Genomic DNA, 19,807 nt, shown 5'->3' on the forward strand with positions numbered 1-19,807 from the left:
GAGGGAGTAGAGATAATGAAAAACAAGATTGAGATTGGCGGAGTTTCTTACGAATACAACTATGAGGATACAGTGTGGTCTGTTAGCTTTACTGAGTCGCGGACGCGCATTAAAGACGATGCAGAGCTGGAAATTTTGGCAAAGCCTTCCTCGTATTTTGTTCCAGTAGAGATGGAACATGCGAATGATACATATACATTTAATTATACGATTGCAAAGGAAACGTACAGTTTTGACGAGCTGAAAAATTTTGAACGAAAAGATAGCTTGCGCGCGCTGCGAAACGTGGCGGAACTTGAGGCGCTAATTGGCACGCGCTTCACTTTTTTCCTTCACCCGAGCAATATTATTTTTGACGAAAACTTAATGCCCAAAATCGTTCATCGGGGATTAAAAGGGATTTTGGAGCCTTACGATTTAACGCGCGAAACATTTTTCAAACAGTATCAATCGCTTATTGTGGCGATGTTCCAGAAAAAATATGACTTTGACAATTTATATGCGGGATCTGTTCAAAATGCACGCGGAACGGCCTTTTTGAAGGCGATTGTAGATGCAAAAACGACCGCGGAATTAGTGGGCATTTTAGATGAGGCGTTTCAGAAGGAGAAGGAAAGTTCTGGCAAGAAGATGGCGCTCGTCCCTAAAAAGACGTTTAGAACGTATAAAGGTCTTGCGGTTGGGTTTATTATTGCGGCTGTGTTGCTTGCTGCGCCGCTCATTTACTTGGCGTTTATGAAAGTGCCCTATCAGAACGAGTTGCTTACGGCGAATGAAGATTTCTTGAAAACGGACTATTCGAAGGTGATTGCGGATTTGGAAAATGAAGATCCAGAGAAATTGCCACAAGCCTCTAAATACATTTTGTCGTATTCGTACTTGCAAGGTGAAAAATTGGACGATAAGAAAAAAGAAAATATCATGAAGAATTTAAGTTTGAAGTCTGACGAGCAGGCACTATTATATTGGATTTATAACGGGCGCGGGGACTTTGATGAGTCGCTTGATGCGGGACAACGATTACAGGACGATGTGCTGATTACTTATGCGCTTACGAAACAATTGGAAGAAGTTCGCGCGGATAAGACGCTTTCTGGGGATGAATCAGTGAAGAAACAAGCGGAAATTGAAGCGGAACTGAAGAAATACATGGAAAAACTAGAAGGCTCAGATAAGGGAGAACAAACAGATGAAGGATAAAACTTTACTTATTGTTAGCAACGGGAGAGAAATTCATAAACAGCATTTAAATCGCGACAAAGTGATTCAAATCGGGAGTTCGAAGGATGCGAACATTTTTTACCCGGGACTCGTGGAAAATTTAGATATCAAATTCGAAAATGAAACTTGGTTCGCTGGAAGTACGGCGCTTGCTTTGGATGAAAAGCAAGATTTCCACACGGAAGAAGAAGAAAAGCTGTCACTTTACGTGACGGAAAACATGGTGCCGCGGTCCTATGATGTGGCAGGCTTATTTGTTGTGACATTTGGCGCGGGAGACTTCCAAGATGTTGCCATTGCAGGCACAAAAGCCGATTTTGTTTTCCTGCGTGACAGCACAGAAGAGGCGTTTTCTGTCCAAGTTTCTGCGGGTGAAGTGTACCACAATTTGGAACGCGTAACTGGGAAAGTGTCGCTTCAAGTTGGTGACCAGCTTTATGTTGACGGTGTGACGATTACAGTTGGTCAAGATGACATTACGGTTTTAGGGCGCGATAATCGGGTGCAGGCAAAATTGGGCTCCTTAGTTGCTGCTGACAATGCGTACAGTGTGGACTATCCAGATTACCACCGGTCGCCGCGCATTATTTACCGTGCGCCGGAAGATAAATTTACACTGGCGAAACCAGCAAACAAACCAGCAAAACCAACTGACGGCCTTTTGAAAATCATTTTGCCGCCGCTCGTGATGATTGCCATCACCGTTTTAATTTCGATTTTCCAACCTAGAGGGATTTACATTTTCATGACGCTTGCGATGACTGGTATGACGGTTATCATGTCTACAGTAGCCTATGTCAAAAATCGTAAGGAATATAAGGTCGGAACGAAGGAACGCGAGGAAAGCTACGATTTATACCTAAAGAGAAAAACGAAAGAACTTCACAGTGCGAGCGAAGAACAACGTCACGCGCTGCTGTATCATTATCCGAGCATTGAGGAAATCCGCGACATGGCGGTTAGTGTGGATTCACGGATTTATGAGAAAACGATGCTTCACCATGATTTCCTGACATTTCGTGTGGGGACGGGAACGGAGCCGATTAGTTTTTCGGTGGATTACAAAGAAGAGGAATTCACGCAAGAAAAAGATGAGCTGCTAGAAGCTGCCACAAACTTGAAGGCGCAGTACTATGAAGTGAAAAATATTCCGATTGCAACCGACCTAATGAATGGCCCAGTCGGCTACATTGGCCCGCGTCGTCTTGTGCTGGAGCAATTGCAAATGCTCGTGATGCAAACAGCACTTTTCCACAGCTACTTCGATTTGCAATTTGTCACGATTTTCCCAGAAGAAGAAAAGAGCGAATGGGACTGGATGCGCTGGCTGCCACATGCGAATGTGCGTGATGTCAACGTCCGCGGCTTTGTGTATCACGAACGCTCGCGCGATCAAGTGCTTAATTCGCTGTACCAAATTTTAAAAGAACGAAAACAAGCGCTTACTGAGCGTCCAAATAAGAACGAAAAAATGTACTTTGCCCCACATTACGTGGTTCTAATTACTGACGAAAAACTAGTTTTAGACCATACCGTGATGGAATTCTTTAACGAAGATCCAGCCGAACTTGGCGTATCGCTCGTATTCGTGCAAGATGTGATGCAGAGCCTACCTGAACACGTGAAAACGGTTGTCGATATTCGCGATTACAACAGCGGGAACGTTATTTTGGAAAAAGGTGAGCTCGTAAATCGCGCCTTCGTTCCAGACCACTTGCCACACGATTTTGACAAGGAATCCATCTCCCGTGCGCTCGCACCCCTGAATCATTTGCAAAATCTGAAGAATTCAATCCCAGAGTCCGTCACATTCCTCGAAATGTACGGCGTGACGCGCGTTGAAGAGTTAAACATCGCTACTCGCTGGCAACAAAATGAAACATATAAAAGTTTGGCGGTGCCACTTGGGCTTCGCGGAAAAGACGATATTGTTAACTTGAACTTGCATGAGAAAGCGCACGGACCGCACGGCTTAGTGGCCGGGACAACAGGTTCCGGTAAATCGGAAATCATTCAGTCGTACATCATTTCGCTTGCTGTCAACTTCCATCCGTATGAAGTTGCTTTCTTACTTATTGACTATAAAGGCGGCGGGATGGCGAACTTATTTAAAAATATGCCACATTTGCTTGGAACGATTACAAACTTAGACGGGGCTCAGTCCATGCGGGCACTAGCTTCAATTAAAGCGGAGTTACAAAAACGACAACGCTTATTTGGCGAACATGATGTGAACCATATCAATCAATACCAAAAGCTGTATAAAAAAGGTGAGGCGAGTGAGCCAATGCCGCATTTATTCCTCATTTCAGATGAGTTTGCGGAATTGAAATCAGAACAACCTGAATTCATGAAAGAGCTTGTCTCGACTGCGCGTATTGGACGTTCACTCGGCATTCACTTAATCTTGGCAACGCAAAAACCGAGCGGTGTTGTCGACGACCAAATCTGGTCAAACTCGAAATTTAAACTCGCGCTGAAGGTTCAAAATGCGAGCGATTCAAACGAGATCTTGAAAACACCAGATGCGGCCGATATCACCCTACCTGGACGTAGTTACCTCCAAGTGGGTAATAACGAAATTTACGAACTTTTCCAAAGTGCATGGAGCGGCGCGGATTACGTGCCCGACAAGGAAGACGAGGACTACTTGGATACAACGGTCTACGCGATTAATGACCTCGGCCAATACGAAATTTTAACGGAAGATTTGAGCGGTCTTGACAAAAAAGAAGACTTAACAAAACTACCGTCCGAACTCGATGCTGTCATTGACCACATTCACGAATACACAGAAGCAGAACAAATTGCACCACTACCAAGACCTTGGTTGCCACCGCTTGAAGCAGAGATTTTCTTGCCAGAGCTACATCCGGTTGACTTTGACGTAGCGTGGACAGGCGAAAAACGACCACTACAAGCGACAATCGGCTTCCTAGATATTCCGGAAATGCAGGCACAAGAACCACTTTCCATTGACCTCGCGAAAGACGGTCATGTTGCTGTGTTCTCCAGTCCAGGTTTCGGGAAATCAACATTCCTACAAACACTCACAATGGCAGTTGCGCGCGAACACAGCCCAGAACGACTCCATGTTTACCTACTCGATTTAGGAACAAACGGCCTTTTACCGCTTAAAGACTTGCCACATGTGGCAGACACTATCATGGTTGACGAAGAAATTAAAATGCACAAACTTATTCGGCGCATCACGCGTGAACTCAAAGAGCGGAAGCAGAAGTTAAGTGAGTACGGCGTTGCCAGTATCGCGATGTATGAGAAGGCAAGTGGAACAGAAGTGCCAACTATCTTGCTTGTCATTGACGCGTTTGATTCGGTTTCAGAATCGCCATTTAAAGACGACTTTGAAAAAATTATTGCGCAAGTAGCCCGTGAAGGTGCCGGTGTCGGCATTCACCTCGCGATTAGTGCTGTCCGCCTAAACGCTATCCGAATTCAAGTGCTCGCCAATATTAAAACGCAAATTTCGCTATACATGATTGATCCAACTGAACCGCGCAACATTGTTGGAAAAACAGATTTGACAGTCGAAGAACTTCCAGGACGTGGGCTTGTTAAACTAGAAAATCCAACGTCATTCCAAACCGCGCTACCGGTCATCGGGGAAGACACTTTAGTTGTCATCGAAAATATTCAAAAAGAAAGCAAACAAATGAGCGAGGCCTGGAAAGGTGCTTTACCGGATCCAATTCCAATGGTGCCAGACGTCTTACCAATTGCCGACTACCTGGCGAAGCCGCTTGTAACGGACATGCTTGCAGATGGCAAACTTCCATTTGCAGTTGATTTCGAAGATGTGCTACCAATTGATCTAGCACTAAATAAAAACGGCAATACGCTTGTGCTTTCTGACATGAACGACGTCATCGAGCGCACAATGCTGTCGCTTACTGAAATCGCAACGCGTAATACGAAAATTGAAATTGCACTCTTTGACAATGCCAATTCGCGTTTCCAACCATACAGTCAGACCGTCAATTTATTCGCAGGTGACGAAGCGAGCATCACAGAAACTGTCACGCAACTAACAGGGCTACTTGATAACCGTGAAAACGCTTGGCGGGAAACACAAGCAAATTCAAACGGCAACACGCCACTCTCCGTTTTCGTCGAAGAGATGAGCTCTGTGGTTGTTCTTGTGCCAGACGCTACTTTTCTTGCTGAAAACACCTCGCTTGATGTGCAGAAGCCGCTTCAAAGACTGGTGGAGAATGGCTCCAGAATGGGCATCTACTTCATTACAGGTGCCATCACAGGTCAACTTTATCGCGCCTACGACGATATCTCCGGCGTCTTCAAAAAACAAAAAGTGGGCATCCTAATCGGCCGTATCAGCGACCAAAATGTGCTTGAAGTTATGAACAAACCTTATAAAGAACAAATGCTACCGCCATATGAAGCCTATTACATTAATCAAGGCCAAGCAGAACGTATCAAGCTAGTAGCACCGATTTGAGTTTAGAGAGGAGATATTTGAGATGGATGAAAACACTACATTTTTACCGCTAGGGAGCATAGTTATTGTTAAAGGAAACACAAAGAAAATTATGGTTATTGCCAGGGGATTAGCAACTTTCATTGAGAATGAGGCTAAATACTTTGATTACGGAGCCTGCTTATATCCAGAAGGAATGATGGGTGATAGCCTGATTTATTTCAACAATGAAGATATACAAAAGATTGTAGTAGAAGGATTTTCAGATGATGATAATGAATTGATGCTTGATAATTTGAGAATGTGGATTGAGCAAGCAGATATACCAAAAGGAAACCCTGCTGAACTTCAAAAAAATACTACAACGAATAGCAATAAATTAAACTTAGGGTAACAGGAGGAGTTTAAATGACTGATGCTGCAACCTTAAAGAGTCAAAAATCCGCCAAACAAGCAGAACTCAATCAATGTGTAAGTGATAAAGCTTCGATTGAAGAAAAATTAGAGCGCTTGAGGACGGCAAAGAAAGAAGTCGCAAATGTCCAAACCGAAATAAAAGATTTAAAAAGTAAGGTAAAGGATAAATCCGAGCAACCAGATACTTGGCAAGGTAAAAAATTAACAGACTTTAAAAATCTCATGGAGGGCACCTTTAAGACAGATTACGACACGTACTATAAAAAAATCGATAACTACTATGACGAGATATGTGACGAAATTACACGTTTAGAAAATGAGGCGAATGAAAAAGGTGGATTAATCGGGTGGTTAGGAAACCAAATCAATAATTTGGGAAATGAAATAGACAAATTAGTGCATCACTAATTTTGTGAAAGGAGATGAATGATTTTGGGGTTTGAAATGATTCAAATTAACTCCATTATTTTCTTCGCTCTTGTGGGAGCAGCTCAAAAAAATGCTGGAGATTTTCTTGCAGATGCAGGTTCTATGCCAGAAATTACGTCCAAGTCAATTGCGTTAGATAATTTTGTAGACCAGTTTAAGGAGATGCAATCTGTTTTAGAAAGTTATAAGACACTACTACAAAAAGACTTGTCAACGATACATGATATTGGAAATTCGTTAGTGGAGACGGACAATGCATTAGGACGGGGGATACAAAATGGTTTATCAGATTAAGTATGATGATATAATGTCCGTAGGCGCGTTTACTAATTCTACTAGTAAAGCTTATTCGGATCAACTTGAAGCTATTTCAAAATCCATTAGTCCAATCATCTCGATGAACCAATTAAAGGGGCAGGCAGCTGACAGCGTGAAGACTTACTTAGCGGAAGTGCACGGAAATATTTTAGGCAGCATAGGGCAAATTATTCAAGAATATCAGGTGCGTTTCTTATTATACAAAGATGGCTATTTTCAAGAAATTGACAACGATTTACATGCTCAATTGGACGAAAAAGTTTTTGACGAATTAATTAGCTTTTTTAAATCATCGAAAAGTGCTTTTGAAGTAGAGGAAGTGAATTTAGACAGTACGATAGGGACAATAAATGATATATTAGCTACTAAAATTTCCGCCCAAAATGTTTTACAAAGTTATGAAGATGCCTCAAAGAGAGTAGGCGAGCTAAGAACTAAAACGGGTGAGTATGAAACAAAACACAAGAATGAGGACTTAGTAAATTTTAAAAATATGCTCCAAGCTTTAAAATTGTTGATAGCAGATTATCAGGGGAAAAATTCAAACGTTGTTACACAATATGAAGCTGGAAGTATTGCAACTGCTAACGGGGCACAAGATTTAGGTGCTGCCCTTCAAGCTTCGGCGACAGGTATGGAAGCGAGTCAAAGTCAAATCAAGGCTGCCGGTGGTCGCGAGGAAGCGAGATGGAAGGCATACGAAAAAGAATTAGCGGATGCAAGAAAAGAAAAAGGAATATGGAATGCAGTATTTGCTGTAGGTGCCATTGTGATAGGTGGTGCTGCGATTGTTTTAACAGCAGGAGCAGCAACACCGCTGGTAGTGACGGCAGCAGTTGCAGGGACTGCATCTATGGCATACGGTGCTTCTAATTTAGTCGAGGCTGGACAAGATATATACTACGGTGCGACTGGTGACGGTTTTTCAATGGCAATAAACCCACTAAGAGATACAATATTTATGGGAAATCAGCAAGCGTATGATATATTTGGAACAGTAGCTACAACAGCTGCAGGGCTTTGCATTCCAGTTGGTGTCGGATTAAAAGCGGCGGAAACCACCGCGAAAACAGCTGGAACGGCTGTAACAAAGAAATTAGTCGCACAAGCAGTAGCCAAGGAACTAGGTAAGGAAGCAATTACAGGAGCGGTAGCAGGTGGAACAGGATATGCGACTAATTGGGCAGCGAATGAGTTTCTACCTCAGTTTGTTGGGGAAGATGCGGCTAGGAATATAGGTATTGGAGGCAGTCTGTTGACAGGACTGACAGCTGGTTGGGGTGCGTATAAGGGATTAAGTAATATGAGTGCGTTTCAAGTTAAGGCTGGAACAATAATTACAGAGGATTTGAGCAATGTTGCAAGATTTAGTGAGCGAACTGGTGAGGCCACGGGTACCGTTTGGGATGATATTAAAGGCACGCAACCTCCAAGAGAAGGAACTACAATTCCTAAATCTTTTGAAATAAACGTTAACGGAGGGAAATTGTGGGTAAATCCAAACGGAACCAAGCACATGATAGAATATTCAACTAGGAATCTATCCCATGGACAAAAACTTACTGAACAACAATTGTTAAGAAGTTTCCAAGGCGCTGTAGAACAAGCCACTTCCACAGGAATAAATTTTGATACTAAAATAATGATAGATAATTGGGAATTAATATTTAGTCCAGCTAGAGAAGCAGGACAATTACCAGTTGTTAAACATGCTGTGTATCTACCTTAACTATGAAAGGAGTATAATATGAAGATTAAAAGTTATGAAAATAAACTGGTTAAAGATGATGTGGAAGTTGACTATTACGTCCCACTCACTATATCGTTTTCTGAAAATGATGATAAGTATAGATTAGGAGAATTTTTTTATTATAGATTCGTTAACGAACATGAATCATTTGTTGAGATCAAAATTAATTCTGTTACACAGAAAATTGTAGAAGTAGTATTCACATCCATCAATGATATAGAAGATTCTAATTTAATTGTTGGGGAGTATACAGAAAAAAATCCAGTGATACAAACAAATATTTTTGATGTAAATTCGATTATAACTAAAGAAGCTGCTTTTAAAATACTTAGGGAACGAAAAAAAATATATTTTAAATTGGATGAAGAAAAGATAGATTCTGTTATAAAAATGTCTAGCCATGTATCTTTATTTCTAAATGAAGAGGGTGAGGTTATTGGCTTGGAATTTTCTAGTTTCTCAGATGATGAATGGACAGAACTTAATGAAAGTATAGAGTCTACTACTTAATTTTAAGCAAAATGAAATTCGAATAAAATTAAAAACAGATTCAGATGCTGCATTTTTCTGGTCTTGTAGAATAGATGGTGTTGGAGGAGCTGATATAGCAGCAAATGTAGCAAAAGATATGAGAAAACTAACTCTATAGTGAGATTAGTGTGCTCATATCTTTTGTTAATTTCAAAAGTGTTGAAATTAGCATGTTACTAGAAAACTAAACAAAAATTTACGTGATGTGGAAGACGATTAAGAGATACCATTTTTATGGGAAATCAACAAGCGTATGAAGCTGCAGCTGGTACTGGATATACGACCAATTGGGTAGCGAATGAGTTCCTACCTCAGTTTGTTGGGGAAGATGCGGCTAGGAATATAGGTATTGGAGGCAGTCTGCTGACAGGACTGACAGCTGGTTGGGGTGCTTAAGTAATATGAGTGCGTTTCAAGTTAAGGCTGTCCCGAATAGTGGAGTTCTGTCTAAGCCTACCATTCCCTCTGAGGGAATACAAGATGTTAATCTTAGTTCACCAAAGAAAGGCGCTTTTGAAACGAGTAAAACTAATCAAGCGATTTCTAAAAACGCGAGTAGTACTTTTGAGACTGGTGAGAAAGTTAGTGGACTTGAGGTAGCAGAAGAAACAGTTATTTATCGTAGAGTTCAAGGCGGACAAGGAACTAAATCTAGCCAAGATAGAATTGTTGTAGATGGAGATGGAAATATTTTTATAAACAAAAAAGATAGAGATTTAAATATAAGTATTGATAATGGAGAACATGCGAAACATTTTATTGAAAGCAATAGATTGGGTGCAGATTTGATAGAAATTGAGATGCCGAAGTGGTTTGATGACTTTGTACAAGAAAATATAATTCCTCAAGCTGGCTCAAAAACTAATCCAGCAAATCAAGGGGGAGCTGCACCGAAACTGACTGACCCAACTACTCCAGGAGTAAGCGTTGAGTTTCCCCCGCCTTGGTCTGAATGGATTGAAGAACATGCTATTAATGTTAAGGTAACGAAGGGTGGAAAGTAATGAATTTGATACCAGACTATACGAAAAATATAATTGTAGCAGTTGTTTTAGAAGGAAATTTATTATGGTATGTTTCTGATAAAGAAATTTGGTTTTTAGATTATCAGAAACGTATTGAAGCATTTAAAAATAAAGGATATAGTATTAATACTGACTATATTGATGAAAGTAGAAAAAACAACTTAGTTCTAGATACCTCTAATGCTTTAGAATTTCTTAATTTAATAAAAGAAAATAAAACAACTGTTGAAGAATTAAGAGAATCCTTATCAAAAAGTAAAAGTAATATAGATGACAGCTGGAAATATGATTATAGACCTAGTTTGTATGTGGATTTTGACAAGAAAATATTGTATTCAAATTACTCGGAACCATCTTCATATGAAGACTATGCTCCTGAATTTTGGGATTCTAAATATACAGATTTTGAAAATGAAATTCCAATTTCGAAAAAATATTGGCTTAATCATGGTGGTACCAATTTATTTAATGATTAATTAGGAAGGAATGTTTTAAATTGAAAAAAACTATTTCAATAATGGCAGAAGAATTTGAAAATGAGCAAACGGGAGAAAAAGTTGAAGGTGTGACGATTATGGTAGATGGTATGCTTAAGGAGTTTGTTAATATCGTTAAGTCTAAAGACTCTAAATACCAAACGACTGTTGATGTTATACAAGATGCTCTGATGAAAGGCTTAGAAGATATTAAGAAAGATTTTAGTAAATAAAGACTATCCCTAGAAAAAGGCACTTTATCACAAGACTAGTAATCAAGTGATAAGGTCTTGACTAGTAATCAGGAACTCATTAATCGAGTCGCCACTAGCTAACAAAAGTTAGCCGTATTCATTGTATGGAGACTGCAATACCAAAAAAGATATGAGAGAACTAACTCTATAGCGAGATTAGTGTGCTCATATCTTTTTGCTAATTTCAAAAGTGTTGAAATTAGCATGTTACTAGAAAACTAAACAAAAATTTACGTGATGTGGAAGACGATTAAGAGATACCATTTTTATGGGAAATCAACAAGCGTATGAAGCCGCAGCTGGTACTGGATATACGACCAATTGGGCAGCGAATGAGTTCCTACCTCAGTTTGTTGGGGAAGATGCGGCTAGGAATATAGGTATTGGAGGCAGTCTGCTGACAGGGCTGACAGCTGGTTGGGGTGCGTATAAGGGATTAAGTAATATGAGTGCGTTTCAAGTTAAGGCTGTCCCGAATAGTGGTATCTCAGCTAAGACGGTCCTTTCCCCTGAAAGCATAAAAGACATCAATCTTAGCTCGCCAAAGAAAGGTTCTTTTGAAACGAGTACAGCCAATCAAGCGATTTCTAAAAATACAAGTAGCACTTTAGGGGCTAATGTTCCTAATTCAGACATTGGAGTTGTACAGTCAAGAATTAATGTAGCGAATGGGAGAACTAGATTTACTCCAAAAAGACCTTCAACAGGAAAGCCAGTATCAGCAGGATTTGAACATGTATATGATGGGCACTTTAATAGACCGCTTGCAAACAGTCGTTCTATTTTTTCAATAACTACTGATAAATTAAAACAGATTTTGCAATCTCCCAGAGCTGTTAAATCCACTGTGATTGATATGTCTGGTGGACAGTATAAGAGAATTGTGGATACAGGAGAAATAATTGGAAATACCGCCTTGAAATTTGGTGGCAAACCTACTAGTTGGATTGAAATAATTACTGACCGAGCTGGAAATTTAATAACTACTTATCCAGTTCCAGCACCTTAAAATTATTATTGTGGAGGCAATTATGAGAGAAGAGACAATTAGTGAAGATTTATTAAAAGAATATTATCAAATTTTTAGTGACTCTCAAGCGTTAAAGAACTTTTTTAGTTATTATGAGGCATTAGTATCTTTTGTAAAAAAACATCCCATAGAATTTACTGACGAAGTAAAAGATGAATGGGGATTGAATGAACTTCTAGATATTAATATAAATGAATATCTAGTTGCTACCCCAGATATTTGTTTAGACATGGAAGCAAAGCGCTTAGTAAGAGCATATGAAAATATAGATACACTAGCAATGTCAATTCGAGATACATTATGGGATATGGTCACAGTATATTCTGGGAAAGATTGTCCTATCACGCCAAATGATGAGTTGAGATATATTAAATTAGTTTATAAGGACAATTCTGATAAGATTCTTTTAGAGTGTGCAGGATGTGGATGGACAGAAGACACTAGTGGAAATGAGTATACAGGACCTTATGGAAAAGTTTATCCTGTAAATCAAAAGGAAATTGAAAAATACATGTAACAAAAAAGGTGATTATGTTTTCACCCTGCTATTCTGAATTTGCGGGAAATCAACAAACACACGATATATTTGGAACAGTAGCAAAGGAACTAGGTAAAGAAGTTGTCACAGGAATAGTTACAATTGATAAGCTATCAACAAATGAAAATAAACCACTATATTACGTGTTGTTAAAAGAAGGATCAAATTACAGGTTAAAAGATAGCTTTGGGAAATCATGTTTAGATTATGCGAAAGAATATTCATGGAGAAATGATTTTATTACAGTTGTGGAGGAATTTGAAAGTGAGAATAAACAATTCTGATTTCGGAGGATTTATAGTCTCTAATAATATTTGCAAAGGAAATCCGATAAAGTACTCATTTAGGGAAAAATCAGAAAATAATAATTTAAATGGTTGGATGCTTTATTCTGAATTGGATGATGAAGAGTATGTAAATGACTCTAGTAACTTTACAATTTTAAATGCAGATTCTATATTTAAGATAGCTCCAGTAATGTTAGAAATTTTTAGTGCCCCATATGGAGCAGATTTATGTTGGTTGTATGAAAAAGATGTTCATATTGGATTTTATGATTTGAAAACTGATAGAGAAATAACTATTGATGAGATAATAACAACAAAATAGAAAGACACTCTACCAAGCGATGGGAATTGAGAAAATAGAGCCTTGAGTGATAAGAGGTAAACTCGCTAATCAAGTTGCTAATAGCTAACAAAAGCTAGCCGTATTGTTGCAATATCAAAAAAGATATGGAAAAACTAACTCGATAGTGAGATTAGTTTTTCCATATCTTTTTGCTATTTCATACAGCCATTCAAGTAACCAATCAAAACGAGACAGCATCGGGGAAGATATCGGCATTCTCAGCAAGTTTATGGATAAAGTAGATGGTGTTGTGAATGAAACAGTAGACGAACCTTTCCATAAAGATTTAGATGCGTTTGTTGATGGTATGCAAGATTTAAGCATTACGACCTATACGACAACGAATCGGATTGGTGCAACTTCGACGCAAACGGTTTATAATAGCTACTCTTACGGACAAACAACGACAATCGAAGTTCCTAAAAAAGAAGCAAACATGGAAGACTTGCTTGGTGGTGATAATTTCTACGGGAACCAGCTTACTGACATGTATAACGAATGGAAACTCGCTAATCCTGATGAAGAGGTGAGTAAGTCTGATTTCATTGTTGGCTCCGTTCACACAAGAGCTTTCGAGTATAAATCGATTAAGGATGAACAACAAGAGAAAGAATTTTGGGTAAATATTGTCAGTGCAGTAGTCATTATCGGAGTCGGAATCTTTTGCCCGCCAGCAGGCCTTGCGCTTGGTTTTGCGATGGGGGCACTAGAGATGAGTTCAGCTATTTCTGGGAAAGATTGGGTTTCCGGACGCGAATTAGACGCTGGTGAAAGGATATTACGAGGTGGCTTATCCCTACTCGATATTGTTCCCGGTGTCAAAGCACTATCAAGTGGAGCAAGAGCTGTCACAAGCAGTACTCGCCTAGCGGGACTAGCAGATAATGTCTTTACAAGTGGTATGAAGACGGCTACGTCTAAAATAGATGATGTGATTCGCATTGGGAAATCGGAAGTGGCGTCACGTTTAGGAAATTTAAAAACGGCCGCAAACGATGCGATTCAATCAGCTGGGAAGCGTCTAACTACCTCTATTGATGAAGCAAGTGAAGCCGTAGCCCGTTTTTCAGATAATATAAGCAATGCTTTGCCAAAGAGACAACTAGCAATGGAAGGCGCAGGTGTATTACCAGCTGGCAATAAAGCAGCGACAAGCCTGTCAAAAGCAAGTGATGAAGTGAGAGCGGTTTTGAGTAAGATTGATACTTCTTTGGGTGGCGGTATACGAAGTGGGGATGATATAATTAAAGAAGGTAGTAAACTTGCAGATGACTTGCCAAGTTTACCTAGTACTTATGAAGAAAGATTATCTCAAACTCCTGTTAATAATGGGGAATGGACTGGTACGAGAGGGGATTCGAAGTTTATTTCTGAGCTTGATGAAGTTAATACTGTACTAAAAGAATCTGGAGTGGATGGTATTGAATATTCTGAGGCAATTCCAGATTTTTCCCCTGTATCAATTGGTGAGGTAGAAATTTCAGGCATGACAACAGACAGGAGAATTAATTTTAGAGAAGCAGATGAGTTGTTAGCTGAAAAATTAGGTGTTTCTAGGAAAGACATCGTAAAATTAAGAAAAGAAAATAAATTAACTTGGCACGAGTTAAATGACATGAAAACAATGCAGCTTGTACCTACTATTATCAATAGCAAATTTGGTCATCTTGGTGGAGTAGCAGAAATTAAGAAATTATTAAGTATGTTAGGAGAATAGAGAATGGGGAGAAAAATAAATCATAAAGTTTTTGGCGAGATAGAATATGATTATGGATGGACTAAAGCTATACAGCTTGAATTTTTTGGTCAAAAATATGAAATGCAAATTGTTATTGATGCAGAGGAGGATGCTGATTTTGAAATAGCTCAGATAGAATCGTATAAAAATTTCTTTTTAGACATTAATAAAAGGATTAATGATGCAGAAGAGGCGGTATTTAATTACTATCAAAAGGAGAGTTTGAACTATAGAGAACAATTTATGAGTGAAGAGGATAGAAAAAAATTTGTGCCTGAAATAACAAAAAAAGAAGAAGTATACTTTCTTGTAACTCCAAAACAAATTATGTTCCCAATGGTTTTTGCTGATGACAAGAGAGAAGCTGGTTTTCTATGTGAATGCACATGGGAGATAGAACATGGATTAGGGATTAAATTTGAAGATGAAATAGTTACAGAAGTTGGGTTTCAAGATATCTTGTTATAATTTAAAGGATGACAGAAAAATATGAGTTTTTCAATGGTGTTAGATTAGAATACAGCATTTTGTGTGTTCTAAAGGTATATGTTCAATAAATAAAGCCAATAGCGATGTTAGGAGAGTCTAGCGGTCTATTGACTTTATTTATAGTGCTATAAAATATAGAAGTTAGTCAATAATTTCCTTATTTTTCCTTCAATTTGCAAATTAGTAAGAATGTGAAGATATGGCCTAAATAGGAGGTATTTATGAACATAGAGTTGAACAAAGCTTTAAGTGACCACGTTGCTTGGTATGAATCTAATGAAGAAAAAGGAAAACAATTATTTTTAGAAAATAAACAGTACGATGGTATTTCAATAGGTAATATAGATTTAGTAGATGTAGGAGTGCTAGGCTGTAAATTTAAGAACAGCAGTTTTGAGAAAATAGACTTTTCAAATGGAAACTTTGGACATACACAATTTATAAAATCAATATTTGAAAATATTGATTTTATAAAAGCGGATATGGATTATCTAAGAGTAGTGGGAACAACATTCGATAAATGTAACTTCTTTCGAACTAGCTTAATGTATGTTGATTTTATTGATAGTTTCTTTTATGAAATTAATCTAAGTAACGTGCATTTGCTTAATGTTAATATGACCGAGAGTGCTTTTGAAAATGTGGATTTTTCTGAAAGTAGATTGAAAAATATTGATTTTTCGCAGGTTACACTAAAAAATTGTTGTTTTAAAGGAACTAAATTCAGTAATATTATGAATGTAGATAAAGCAAAAATTGAAAGCATCATCATTGAGAACGATATGATTTTATACGATGTAGAAGCAAAAAAATGGCTGGAGAAGCAAGCTATGGAACATGCCTGATGTCGAACAAACAAGTACTGACATGAGGAAGAAAAACAGATGAAAAGAGGGATGAAATGAAGGGCGTTTTATTGGGATTGTTGATAGCGCTAGTTACATTATCAGGCTGCTCTGAAACCAATGAGAAAAAAGAGGCAGAGGGTACTACTCCTGTACAAGATTACATAGGTCAAGGTTTTATTTTTGTAGATGGAGACAAATCGAAAGACATTGTGGAGAAAAATGAAGCTGAAATAAGTAGACGAGCAATCAAGTATATGAAAGAAACATATAAAACCGATGTAAAAGTGAACAATGTAGTACCAGCGAGAAGTGCCGCTGTGGTGATGGTAGAAGCGGAAGAACCAATTCAATTTCATACATCAGTCATTGTAGGATTAGATATGGCGAAGAAAACATTGGATCCAGAAGAAGCGAATGTGGTACGTTCGGAAGAAGGGGAAGTAGAGAAGGCGATTGTTAGTGGCTTGTATGCGAAAGCGTACGAGGAAGAATTCGCTAATTTGGATAAATTCTTAGCAGAGTTAGCTAAGGAAAATGATGTTTTGGGACTACGACAAGAAGCTGTAGATAAAACGGCAAGTGATGGGTATCAAACAAAATATTTCTTTATATCGGTTTTTGCAAATGATTATAAAGAAATTTATAATGATTATTTAAAAGGTGATATAGATCAAAGTAAGCTAAAGACTTTATTTAGCAATCGATCAAGTGAGTTGGATCAACCCCTAATATCAATAGATTTTTATTCTAAGATGGATAAATTACCAGAAAAAGAGGTGGCAAACAGAATGATTAAGAAGTTAAATGAACAAGCAAATATTCCTAAAGGGGAGTATTCGATAGATATATTCAAGAACAGTATTGTAAACAGAGTAGGTTTGCCTGATGGAGAATCCGTTTCTGCAGAAAGTTTGATAATATATTAAAATAAGGCATGTAAGAGAAGGGCTATAAATAAATTTGGCGAGATTTTTACAGCTAGAGATGGGAAGAGAAATTAATGAAAAAAGATTACTTCAGTTCAATTATTGTAAAGAATATTCAAAGGCGATTTGTTTTTGAAAGTTTGATCTTCATAGATATGATACTTATTGCGATTTTTGGTTTAGTATTTGGTATCGTTTTTAACGAAGAGTTGGGAATGTTATTAAGGGATAAACCGTGGTTAATGCCAACATTTCTTATCGTTCTTTTCGGTGTATCGTATTTGATAGGTTGGATCATAAATCTAAAATGGATACTTAGAGATTGTAAAATGTATGAGGAACAAGTGGAGACTAGTTATGATAAAAGACTCTTGAAATTCATAAATATTGTTTCTATTTTATACTTAATTCCTTTGTTCATTCCAATTGTAGTGATTCTTCGTGGTAGTACGCTCCGAATTTTAAAAGGAAAAGTGCGACCAAATACAATAGCTGCATTTATTACTGAAAAATACTTAAACAAAATGGATTGGGTAGAGAGATGAACAAAATTATAGATAAGTATTATTTGTTTATATTTGCCAATTTGTTTGGGAAAATTATAATGATATATCCTGCTGCTTTTGGTATTATGAGTATTTTCTTATTTATTATGGTACTTGTACCGACTATGCAAATAAAAGTTGTACACAAAGTAAATAATCCTCAATTATTAGTGTACACGCCTCAAACAAAATTAATGTATATTGTTTTAGCTGTGCTGTTTCTTTGCGTGGTAGGAGCTACGATATTTTTAGGACCGTTTATAAATCAGACATTAGAAGATGGAAGAGGTTATTTAGGATTTGTCTATGATAATAGATTCGTTTTGTATATTATAGGAATGCTGTTACTTATACTTGCTAACCTTGCTACCGTTGGTAAAATTCAAAAAATAAATGATAATTATATGAAGCGAATTAGAAAAAGTAATAATTAAAATCAATGGAAGAAGGTTATTATCAATAATGAAGAAACTTTCTATTATCTTATTAAGTAGTTTGCTTTTCTTAATTTTATATGGGTGTGATACACCAAAAGAAGAGAAAGAGGCCTCAATAGAAGCACAAAATGAAAAAACAAACAATAAAATAAAATTAATTTATGTAACTAAAGATGGTCAGCTAACTCAAGGACAAGAAAAATTATATAACATTACAGAGTCTTATATTAATGAAATTACAAGTCCTGCTGCTGGTGAAGTAGGTCTAGCATTTTCCACAGCTTTTGATTATGAGAATGCTGAACCTACGAACAGAGGGTTTATGGGCGCTTTTATTAATCGTTCTGGAAAACCAGTAAAAAATATGGAAATAAGCCTAACATTGTCTAATAAGACGACTGGGGCTAAAATTTATGATCAAGAGAAAATTGATTTTCCAGAAAATAAATACAGTGTTATAAAAAATAATGAGGCAGTAGCATTTACTTTACCGATTCCAAGTTCAGAAAATGACAAGGTTACTCCGGCCGATTATAATTGTGAATGGAAAACCACTGCTGGGGAATATGTAGATTGAGTTTTTACATGAACAAGCAGGAACTTATATAGCTAGTTCAGATAATAGCTTTATAAGTTCCTGCCTATTTTCATTCAAAGCTTTTCGCATTCCACGGTTTCCCCCGGACAACAATAACATCGCAGCTTGCGTGTTTGGCGACGAATTCGGTGACGCTACCGAGGATAAGTTGTTCAGATGCGGTGAGGCCGGTTGAACCGACGAGCACAAGGTCGGCGCCAAAATTTTTAAGTATTTTTTTCACGAATGTGGTTTTGGGTGTTCCAAAGTGGACGAAAGTTTCGACGTGTTTGACACCGGCTTTTTCGGCCTCATTTTTGTAGATTTCTACAAGTTCTTCCCCGTAGGCTTTGGCTTTTTTTGCATAGGTTTGTTCGTAATCAATGAGTGGGGCGATGCGGCGAATGTCTGCGATGAAGCCGATTCCGAGTGTGGCATCGGCTTCTTTTGCGATGGTGATTCCGCGTCTTAGGGCTGCTTCTGCTTCGTTGGAACCGTCTACGCCAACTAAAATTCGTTTATATGTTGTCAATTTTCTCACCCTTTCCTATATTGTTTTATACCCAGATTAAGAGATTTTTAGACGTTATTTGTTTAAAAGGGGATGTGGTGTGACATTTTAGGGTAGAATAGGTTTATGGAGGTGTGAATGAATGATTAGAAAATTTGAAGGTGTGAATATTGCGGGGCCGAGCGCGGCTGAATTGGTCGATTTTTATCATGAGAAGCTTGGGATTCCAATTGTTTTTCCGGGGCACGGGGATAGCGTTGGGGCGAAACTTGGCTTTACGCTCGCTGAACCGGGCATCATTGTGTGGCAGGAAGAGGCGAAGAGCGCGCCAGTTGAGTTTGTTTTTTCGTGTGAAAGCTTAGATGAAACTTACGCGGAACTAAACGCGCGCGGGGTGACAGACACGCCGCCGAGGCTTGCCGAGTGGGGCGGCCGCGAATTAAATTTCATCGACCCGATTGGTAATAAGATTATGATTTTGGAAGGCGATTACGCATAATAAGACGATTGCTTTTTTCAAAAATTAGATTGCTTTTTGTAAGTGGGGGTTTGTATAATAAGTGTAGGCACAGCGTTTTGAACAGCAAAGCGCGGTGTCTTTTTTTGTTCGTTGGTCCCATGGTGCACAAAATGGTTAACAAACTTTGAGAGAGGATTGCTT

The 19,807-nt window shown here is 38.2% G+C and carries 24 protein-coding genes; 23 read left to right on the forward strand and 1 reads right to left on the reverse strand.

Annotation, left to right across the window (positions count from 1 at the left end; all coding sequences use genetic code 11):
• Window positions 1-15: 15 nt before the first annotated feature.
• The 22 genes from essB (at window position 16) to BN1609_RS10045 (ending at window position 18,635) form a co-directional block, all read left to right on the forward strand.
• A complete protein-coding gene (essB, locus tag BN1609_RS09945; protein ID WP_088810660.1) occupies window positions 16-1,200 on the forward strand; it encodes a type VII secretion protein EssB in 1,185 nt (394 codons plus the stop codon).
• The gene (gene essC / locus BN1609_RS09950) at window positions 1,190-5,698 is read left to right on the forward strand and encodes a type VII secretion protein EssC (protein ID WP_088840816.1); all 4,509 of its coding nucleotides are present in this window, start codon (window positions 1,190-1,192) and stop codon (window positions 5,696-5,698) included. The genes essB and essC overlap by 11 nt, the downstream gene beginning before the upstream one ends.
• 22 nt (window positions 5,699-5,720) lie before the next feature.
• Window positions 5,721-6,071, forward strand: coding sequence for a DUF4176 domain-containing protein (locus BN1609_RS09955; RefSeq protein WP_088840817.1), 351 nt, complete (start codon window positions 5,721-5,723; stop codon window positions 6,069-6,071).
• 14 nt (window positions 6,072-6,085) lie between these two features.
• Window positions 6,086-6,502, forward strand: a complete 417-nt coding sequence (locus tag BN1609_RS09960; RefSeq protein ID WP_088816159.1) for a DUF5082 family protein — start codon at window positions 6,086-6,088, stop codon at window positions 6,500-6,502.
• Window positions 6,503-6,520: 18 nt separating this feature from the next.
• Window positions 6,521-6,817: a hypothetical protein gene (locus BN1609_RS09965; RefSeq protein WP_088816160.1), complete on the forward strand. Its 297-nt coding sequence runs from the start codon at window positions 6,521-6,523 to the stop codon at window positions 6,815-6,817.
• On the forward strand, window positions 6,801-8,570 hold the full coding sequence (locus BN1609_RS09970) for a T7SS effector LXG polymorphic toxin (RefSeq protein ID WP_088840818.1): 1,770 nt from the start codon (window positions 6,801-6,803) through the stop codon (window positions 8,568-8,570). The genes BN1609_RS09965 and BN1609_RS09970 overlap by 17 nt, the downstream gene beginning before the upstream one ends.
• An 18-nt stretch (window positions 8,571-8,588) precedes the next feature.
• A complete protein-coding gene (locus BN1609_RS09975) occupies window positions 8,589-9,101 on the forward strand; it encodes a hypothetical protein (protein WP_088816162.1) in 513 nt (170 codons plus the stop codon).
• A 255-nt stretch (window positions 9,102-9,356) separates the two neighbouring features.
• Window positions 9,357-9,518, forward strand: coding sequence for a hypothetical protein (locus BN1609_RS13935; protein WP_159458168.1), 162 nt, complete (start codon window positions 9,357-9,359; stop codon window positions 9,516-9,518).
• 5 nt (window positions 9,519-9,523) lie between these two features.
• Window positions 9,524-10,126: a hypothetical protein gene (locus BN1609_RS09980; RefSeq protein ID WP_088816163.1), complete on the forward strand. Its 603-nt coding sequence runs from the start codon at window positions 9,524-9,526 to the stop codon at window positions 10,124-10,126.
• Window positions 10,126-10,623: a hypothetical protein gene (locus BN1609_RS09985; protein WP_088816164.1), complete on the forward strand. Its 498-nt coding sequence runs from the start codon at window positions 10,126-10,128 to the stop codon at window positions 10,621-10,623. The genes BN1609_RS09980 and BN1609_RS09985 overlap by 1 nt, the downstream gene beginning before the upstream one ends.
• Window positions 10,624-10,643: 20 nt before the next feature.
• Window positions 10,644-10,856 carry a hypothetical protein gene (locus BN1609_RS09990; RefSeq protein ID WP_244169966.1) on the forward strand — a complete coding sequence of 71 codons (213 nt, stop codon included), beginning with the start codon at window positions 10,644-10,646 and terminating at the stop codon, window positions 10,854-10,856.
• A 289-nt stretch (window positions 10,857-11,145) separates the two neighbouring features.
• Window positions 11,146-11,886: a hypothetical protein gene (locus BN1609_RS14110; RefSeq protein ID WP_088816165.1), complete on the forward strand. Its 741-nt coding sequence runs from the start codon at window positions 11,146-11,148 to the stop codon at window positions 11,884-11,886.
• A gap of 22 nt (window positions 11,887-11,908) precedes the next feature.
• Window positions 11,909-12,424 (forward strand): hypothetical protein, encoded by a 516-nt coding sequence (locus BN1609_RS10000; RefSeq protein WP_088816166.1) that lies wholly within the window; start codon window positions 11,909-11,911, stop codon window positions 12,422-12,424.
• Between the two features lie 14 nt (window positions 12,425-12,438).
• The gene (locus BN1609_RS10005; protein WP_088816167.1) at window positions 12,439-12,729 is read left to right on the forward strand and encodes a hypothetical protein; all 291 of its coding nucleotides are present in this window, start codon (window positions 12,439-12,441) and stop codon (window positions 12,727-12,729) included.
• Complete coding sequence (locus BN1609_RS10010; protein ID WP_088816168.1) at window positions 12,710-13,054, forward strand: DUF2185 domain-containing protein; 345 nt, start codon at window positions 12,710-12,712, stop codon at window positions 13,052-13,054. The genes BN1609_RS10005 and BN1609_RS10010 overlap by 20 nt, the downstream gene beginning before the upstream one ends.
• A gap of 145 nt (window positions 13,055-13,199) precedes the next feature.
• Window positions 13,200-14,792 (forward strand): HNH endonuclease, encoded by a 1,593-nt coding sequence (locus BN1609_RS10015; protein ID WP_159458332.1) that lies wholly within the window; start codon window positions 13,200-13,202, stop codon window positions 14,790-14,792.
• Window positions 14,793-14,795: 3 nt separating this feature from the next.
• Window positions 14,796-15,281: a hypothetical protein gene (locus BN1609_RS10020; protein ID WP_088825900.1), complete on the forward strand. Its 486-nt coding sequence runs from the start codon at window positions 14,796-14,798 to the stop codon at window positions 15,279-15,281.
• A 242-nt stretch (window positions 15,282-15,523) separates the two neighbouring features.
• Window positions 15,524-16,147: a pentapeptide repeat-containing protein gene (locus BN1609_RS10025; protein ID WP_088840820.1), complete on the forward strand. Its 624-nt coding sequence runs from the start codon at window positions 15,524-15,526 to the stop codon at window positions 16,145-16,147.
• 56 nt (window positions 16,148-16,203) lie between these two features.
• Window positions 16,204-17,076, forward strand: coding sequence for a DUF1672 family protein (locus BN1609_RS10030; protein ID WP_088825902.1), 873 nt, complete (start codon window positions 16,204-16,206; stop codon window positions 17,074-17,076).
• A 74-nt stretch (window positions 17,077-17,150) separates the two neighbouring features.
• Entirely contained in the window at window positions 17,151-17,621 is a 471-nt protein-coding gene (locus tag BN1609_RS10035) for a hypothetical protein (protein WP_088825903.1), read from the forward strand.
• Window positions 17,618-18,055, forward strand: coding sequence for a hypothetical protein (locus BN1609_RS10040; RefSeq protein WP_088825904.1), 438 nt, complete (start codon window positions 17,618-17,620; stop codon window positions 18,053-18,055). The genes BN1609_RS10035 and BN1609_RS10040 overlap by 4 nt, the downstream gene beginning before the upstream one ends.
• Window positions 18,056-18,083: 28 nt before the next feature.
• Window positions 18,084-18,635: a hypothetical protein gene (locus BN1609_RS10045; protein ID WP_088825905.1), complete on the forward strand. Its 552-nt coding sequence runs from the start codon at window positions 18,084-18,086 to the stop codon at window positions 18,633-18,635.
• 70 nt (window positions 18,636-18,705) lie between these two features.
• On the opposite strand, the gene BN1609_RS10050 is transcribed toward BN1609_RS10045, so the two are convergent.
• The gene (locus BN1609_RS10050; protein WP_088816172.1) at window positions 18,706-19,167 is read right to left on the reverse strand and encodes a universal stress protein; all 462 of its coding nucleotides are present in this window, start codon (window positions 19,165-19,167) and stop codon (window positions 18,706-18,708) included.
• Between the two features lie 121 nt (window positions 19,168-19,288).
• Here BN1609_RS10050 and BN1609_RS10055 point away from each other — a divergent pair, with 121 nt between their 5' ends.
• Window positions 19,289-19,645, forward strand: coding sequence for a VOC family protein (locus BN1609_RS10055; RefSeq protein WP_088816173.1), 357 nt, complete (start codon window positions 19,289-19,291; stop codon window positions 19,643-19,645).
• The last annotated feature ends 162 nt before the right edge of the window (window positions 19,646-19,807 follow it).

Source organism: Listeria sp. ILCC797 (assembly GCF_900186185.1).
Lineage (GTDB): Bacteria > Bacillota > Bacilli > Lactobacillales > Listeriaceae > Listeria > Listeria goaensis.